The following is a 6,059-nucleotide window of genomic DNA, read 5'->3' on the forward strand; positions in this document are numbered from 1 at the left end:
ATTACTTTAAGTTTTTTTGGGATAAAATTAAATTCGTAAATATTACCGATAAGGAGAAAAGATGGAATTTTTACAGCTTTTATTAGTTTTGGTGGCCGTGGTAATCATCATAGCCAAACCGCAAAAAGAAAAGATCGCATTCGGTTTAGTCGTGGTCGCATGGTTGTTTATGGCGTACTTATACGTAGGGCACAAGTCGGGCAATCTGCTCACGGCCATAAACCTATAAGGAGCGCGGCATGAACGAAATCAAAAAAGCAAAATTTTTCTATGCACTTATGTGCTTGGCTGGATTTTTGATCATCCTTTTGCCGGTAGGTATAGCAAACCTGATTTTCGGTTACGTGCTAAAAGACAGCCCGTGCACGTTGTGTTGGGGGCAGCGCGAGGCTATGATTTTTATCGGCGTGATGGCTCTTTTTATCGTTAGATACGGGCTAAAGGCTAAATACTTAGCTATGTTGCTAGTGATGACGGGATTTGGACTATGGCAGTCTTTTGCGCACTTCGGTATCCACGCACACAGAGATCTTGATCAGGGCTTTGGGCTCGCGGTTTTCGGTATCCATACGTATTTTTGGGCCGAGGTGGTGTTTTGGGCGGTGGTAGTGCTGCTTGGGGCTATATTTTTCTTTGCGCCTAAATTTAGCGCGCTTGAAGAGGAGATGGGCGGCGATACGATTAGAAAATTCAGCTCTTTTACTCGCGCGGCCTTTATCGTTTGCGCATTTATAATCGCCTCAAACGTATTTCAAGCTTTCGTTAGTACAGGCATCCCGCCTTATTACGGGCAGGGCGATCCGGTGCGCTTTACGCTTGATCCGAAATACATCATCTGGGACGATAGCGGCTACAAAAACCACTGGAAAAAAGTATCGTTTTTGGGCAAAAGAGACGTCGCGGCGCCTGATTACGCCTTTGCTCCGGCCGGCGAGAAGCTGGGAGTGAAATTTGACAACGATCCAAACAACGCTCCGCTAAAGGCCGACGAGAGCCTAAATATCGCGTCTAAAAAAGAGATCGATTTTGCTAAGCCTATAAATTCTCTCGATTTTATAAACGGAGAATTCGTCGCTAGCTCGAAATGGGAAGTCTTTTTCATGGATGAAAATTTCAAGGTCGCGAGCGATTTTGAGATCGATCCGTACTTTTCGGCGACGGTCGATCCGATCATCGGCGTGATACCGTTTATGGGCGATAAATACATGCTCGTGGGCTCAAACAAGACGCTTTTGAGATTTGCAAAAAATCCTAAGGCGGACGAGGCGCTACAGTATGCCGACTTTATGCGCGGTAATGATAAATTTGAAGGGCAAGGCAAAGGGCTTGGACGCGGCAGAATCGACACCGTCAGAGCTAAATTTAACCACGTAGCAAGCATCGCTACCGATGGAACGTATTTCTACTTAGCTACCGTGCCGAACAACAAAGACGCGCAAAAGTTCGTCATATCTAAAATTTTACTGAGCGACCGTACGCTTTCGGGCGAATTTACGCCAAAAGCCGTGCTCAAAGAGGGCAAGAGCCTGGGCGATCTTTACATCACGTCGATGGCTTACAAAGACGGCCTGCTCTACGCGCTTAGCAAAAATCACAACGTTATCGCGATCATCGATCCAAAAACCGAGGAGATTGTAAAGACGCTTGCTTATCCGAGCGAGATAACAAACGCTAGAAGTATATTCTTTAAAGACGGCGCGATGAATATTTTATCCTATCAGAACGGCAAAAATACGCTTTATCAGCTAAACTAAATTTGGCTGTAAAGTTAAGCGTTTCGGGGCGATTTTTACGATGGATCGCTCCGTCGCCGTTACAGCGTCTGTGCTTAATTTTTAGCGCAAAAATCCTAGCGTTAGGCGTTAGATTTATCAAATTTTAGCCATTTCTCGCCAAAACTCAAGCGCCATATCATCGCCTGCTTGGACGAATTTGGCGATTTCTTCTGCGCTTGGCACGGCCTTTTTGCTTAGTCGCGCGATACCGATACTAGCAAGCGCTCTAAAAAATCTCTCAAAATCGCTCGCAACGCGCCTACCGCAAAGCTCTTCGTCTCCAAGTAGCCACGCATAAATCGCGCCGTCCGCGCAATCAAGCAAAAAAATCCACGGATCGCCCACGGCAAAAACTATCAAATTTGCAGGACGCGTATCGCCGTGCCACCATTTGCCGCCGTATTCGTCGGTGCTGTTTAGCCGCACTAGCTCGCTAGCGTAGTCGCCGCCGGCGCCAAAGCATACGTTGCAAACCTCAAATTCGCCGAAGTTAAATTCGCAAACTAGCCGCGAAAGCTCAAGCGGAAATTTGACGCCTAGAGCCTCTTGCGCATTTTCTAGCGCCCGCGTGGACGCGTCGGCATCGCTTTGTGCTAGCAGCCTCATGCCCGTTATGCCCTCTTGTTCCAGAGGCAGGCATATCTCGTCTAGCTCGCGAGCGATCTCATCTAGCTTTAAAAACATATTTTTCTCCGCTCTTAGTTTATCTGAGATTTTTTGTTTCGGTTTTTACGATTTCGCCGTTTTCGCCGTAAAATTTCGTGGTCGCCGTGCCCGCTTTTGCATCGGTTACGACCTCTTTTACGAGCTCGCCTTTTTCGTTAAATTCTTTTTGTATTTTAACCGCTTCGCTAAGCGGCTTGCCGATCGTTTGGCGCTGGTCTATCACGCTTTTTAGCTTGCCGCTCGGGTAGAAAAACTCAAAATACGCAGACTCGCCGCCTATCTGGTATGCGCAGCTATTTAGGCGTCCGCTCTCGTCGTACTTTTCAAAAGTCGTTTCTTTTTTACCCGTTCGGACGCTGGTAAATTCCTTATACGATGGCTTGCCGTCTCTGCGATATTCGGCTATGTTATTTTCGGTAAAAAAGCCCAAATTTGCGTCGAAGCGTTTGGTTTTTCGGTATAGTTTTAACACCTCGCCCGCGTCAAAAAGTTCTAGTAGCTCCTTTTCTAGTCCGCCCCATAGGCATCTCTCGGCCGTGAACGCAGGCGCGTCTCGGTGCTCTTTTGAGTAGACTTCTAGCAGCACCCAGCGCTCGTTTTTGCGGACGGCGAACGAGATTTTTAGCTTTGTGGATGGGTCGTCCGGGATCTTGCGCTTGTACTTTTCATCTGCTTCGTCGATGACGTAGCGATTTAGCTGTGCGCCGCCCGCATCTAGCTGGGTGATGTAGAGTCTGTTGCGTATTTTGCCGCTCGCGTCCTTTTCGCCGTTGCGCAGGTCGTACTTAAAAAATATCTCATAAGTTGCGATTAGCTCGTCTTTTTGCTGCTGGGGCGCGTATTTGCCGCCTGCTTGTAGCGAGGTCGCGCAGGTCAAAACGATAAAAAGCTTTAATAAATTTTTCATCTATCTCCCTAAATTTGACGATTTTCGCGCTCGTGCTAGGGTAGTGGTTTTTTGACTGCGACTCGGCGTAAATTTAAAGGATCGCGCCGCGGCTAAAATTCGCAAATTTGATCCTTGCTTTATTATGCGTATATTTTGTAAACAAGCGCCCGCTCGTCAAATTTGCCCGCTTGTCGGTTCGGTCAAATTTGACTTTCGTTTATGTCGTTTTTGCCGCGATTTTTACCTTGTCGACGCCGCCCGAAGCGACAGCTCCTTATTTTAAAATCGCAAAGCCGATACCGACTTTATCGGTGTGGCGGTTATAGTCGATGAGGCTCTCGCCGTATCCCGTGAAGTACTTCACGTAGCCGTAAACGCCGCTCTTGCCAAACGGAAACAGCCATCCAAGCTCGCCCGCGCCGCGGTTTGTTTTATCAAAATGCAGGTTGTTGCGCACCATCGCCGTAAAGACGTGGCCGCGGAAAGGTAGGGCGAAATTTATATCCATATTGCCGAGGTATTTTTCGATGTCGGGATTGTCGTCGCTACCCTTGCTCTCTGGTATGCGCGCCCACGCTCGCGGGATCACGACGAGGCTGCCGGCGTAAAGTTTGGCCTCGAGATAGACGCGGTTCCACGAGCGCGACTTCTCGCCGCCCTGGCCGTTACTCTCGTGCAAAAGCCCCGCGCGTAGGTAGTCAAGACTCGGTAGCGCCTCAAATCTCATCGGAACGGTTATGAAAATCTCGGGGCGGTAGTTGGTCTCGCGAAACGGCGTAGAGCCTTTAGCCGTCTGCCACCACGAGCTTTGCGAGTAGCCCGCCGAGATCGTTTCGTTCATGTCAAATACGTCGTAAAAAAGCGGCTTTTGCAAGCTGATCTGAAAAGCGGTCTCAAATCTGCGCCTGCCTTCAACGTCGTTAAACGCGTAGGTTGCCGGCAGGAGGTAGTTTAGGTGGTGCATTTTTAGGCCCAAAATTTCATCCACGTCGTATGCCTCGCCGCTTTCAAATTTCGCTTTCGGGCGCTCTTTGGAGGCGATCTTTTGCTCCTCCACGGGCGCGCCCGCTACGCTATCTGAGGGCGCGATCACGGAGCGCTCCATAGCGGCCGTTTCGCCGTCCTCGTCCGTAAATATCGCCTTTTTAGCCGCCAGTTTATAAAGCTGAAGGGCTCTTGTTTTGTCGCCTTCGTATTCGAGCTTTGCGGCGGCTTCGTAGAGGCGCTTGGCTTCGTCTTTGGTAGTCGGCTCGGTTAAATTTTCAGCCGCATTTTCAGACTGGCCGGCTAAATTTTGCTTCGCCGTTGCAGACTCGCCGGCTGTTGCGAAATTTAACAAAATCGCCAGTAAAACGATAATTTTTTTCATATTTTTCCTTCTTTTAAAGCTTGTTCGTAATCGGCTTGGTAGTTGATGTTAAAAAACTCGTCCGCGTTTGCGAACTTTACGATCTTGCAGCGGCAACGGTCGCGCAAAAGCCCGATCTTGTGCTCGCCCGCGGCAAAAAGCTCGCCCGCCGCGCCCGCTAAATCCCCGCTAAAAAACCCGCAAAGCGAGTGCGTATGCGACTCGTCTGCGGCGATGACCATATCGTATTCGCCGGTAAATTTATATAGTTCGCGCACGCAGTTTTCGCTAACAAAGGGCATATCGGCCGGGACGATAAAGACGCTTTCGTTTGGGAAATTTCTAAGGATACTGTAAAGAGCTAGCATCGGAGAAAAGGCGTCCGGGCTCAAATTTGACGTATCTTGCGAGCAAATTTGAGCGGAGTTTGCCTCTGTGCCATCTTTGTCGCTCGCCTCGGTCAAATTTGACCGCGAGATATCCTCTGCACCGACATCTTTTATGAGCGGCAATGTCGGGTCGAATTTTTCAAATTTAGAGCTAACGAATACGCGCTCGAAAATCCGCCCGAATTTATGCGCTCCGTAGTGCGTGAGCGTCGCAAATCCGCCAAAAGGCAGCAGCGTTTTGTCGCGGCCCATTCGCGAGCTTTTGCCGCCGGCAAGGATGACGCATGTTTTCATTTTTTTCCTTAAGCAAAATTATAAGGCTAACTTTAGCCAAAAACGGCTTTGATTTACCAAAATGCCCCCGCCAAACCCTAAAAACAGCATAATGCGGAGCTTAAAGCAGAGAAAATGAGCGAGAAAAATTTGCAAATTTTGGACTGGATAGGCACGTGTCTGTCGGTTATCATGTATATTTCCTATATCCCGCAGATAATGGGCAACCTTGAGGGCAACAAAACGCCTTTTATCCAGCCTCTAGCCGCAGCGATAAACTGCACGATCTGGACTAGCTACGGTCTGCTAAAAGCCAAAAGGGACTATCCGTTAGCGGCTGCGAATTTGCCCGGCATCATCTTTGGTCTTTTGGCGACGATAACGGCTTTTTAGGGGGATAAAGACCGCTAAATTTACCGATACGGCGAAGTTAAATTTGATGTTTTTGGCTCGGTTTTTAGGTAACTCGAGACCTGCACCTTTAAGGTGCTAAATTTGGTTTTATCAAATTTAGTACTGTGTACTTAATCTTTCTTGTTAAGGGGGAAGGGGCTTGAATTACGCTCTGCTTTGCAGTTGCGAAGCGTAGCTGAAGAAAAAGAGCTCCCTTTTCCTTTTCTTTGGGACAGGAAGGGGGTCTACTTAAGAAGCGTCGCCCCTTCCTCTCCCAAGCCCTCTCCAACCTCACTGCACGTGAGAGGTTGCTGCACTGCGTGCAG

Annotated in this window: 7 protein-coding genes; 3 read left to right on the forward strand and 4 right to left on the reverse strand. The window is 48.6% G+C overall.

All coding sequences use genetic code 11. From position 1 onward, the window contains the following. Nucleotides 1-61: 61 nt before the first annotated feature. Nucleotides 62-229 carry a dihydroneopterin aldolase gene (locus Q0338_RS09040; protein ID WP_298086464.1) on the forward strand — a complete coding sequence of 56 codons (168 nt, stop codon included), beginning with the start codon at nt 62-64 and terminating at the stop codon, nt 227-229. 10 nt (nt 230-239) lie between these two features. Beyond that, entirely contained in the window at nt 240-1,754 is a 1,515-nt protein-coding gene (locus Q0338_RS09045; protein ID WP_298086465.1) for a disulfide bond formation protein B, read from the forward strand. Nucleotides 1,755-1,871: 117 nt separating this feature from the next. Here the strand turns inward: Q0338_RS09045 and Q0338_RS09050 are convergent, their stop codons facing one another. The 4 genes from Q0338_RS09050 to Q0338_RS09065 form a co-directional block, all read right to left on the reverse strand. Continuing rightward, the gene (locus Q0338_RS09050) at nt 1,872-2,459 is read right to left on the reverse strand and encodes an SMI1/KNR4 family protein (RefSeq protein WP_298086466.1); all 588 of its coding nucleotides are present in this window, start codon (nt 2,457-2,459) and stop codon (nt 1,872-1,874) included. A 19-nt stretch (nt 2,460-2,478) separates the two neighbouring features. Continuing rightward, complete coding sequence (locus Q0338_RS09055; protein WP_298086467.1) at nt 2,479-3,348, reverse strand: hypothetical protein; 870 nt, start codon at nt 3,346-3,348, stop codon at nt 2,479-2,481. A 256-nt stretch (nt 3,349-3,604) separates the two neighbouring features. Further along, nucleotides 3,605-4,699 (reverse strand): phospholipase A, encoded by a 1,095-nt coding sequence (locus tag Q0338_RS09060; protein WP_298086468.1) that lies wholly within the window; start codon nt 4,697-4,699, stop codon nt 3,605-3,607. Further along, the gene (locus Q0338_RS09065) at nt 4,696-5,361 is read right to left on the reverse strand and encodes a molybdenum cofactor guanylyltransferase (RefSeq protein WP_298086469.1); all 666 of its coding nucleotides are present in this window, start codon (nt 5,359-5,361) and stop codon (nt 4,696-4,698) included. The genes Q0338_RS09060 and Q0338_RS09065 overlap by 4 nt, the downstream gene beginning before the upstream one ends. A 114-nt stretch (nt 5,362-5,475) precedes the next feature. On the opposite strand from Q0338_RS09065, the gene Q0338_RS09070 reads away from it, so the two are divergent. After that, nucleotides 5,476-5,733 carry a SemiSWEET family transporter gene (locus Q0338_RS09070; protein WP_298086470.1) on the forward strand — a complete coding sequence of 86 codons (258 nt, stop codon included), beginning with the start codon at nt 5,476-5,478 and terminating at the stop codon, nt 5,731-5,733. Nucleotides 5,734-6,059 lie beyond the last annotated feature (326 nt).

The sequence above is a fragment of the uncultured Campylobacter sp. genome (assembly GCF_938018145.1).
GTDB lineage: Bacteria > Campylobacterota > Campylobacteria > Campylobacterales > Campylobacteraceae > Campylobacter_A.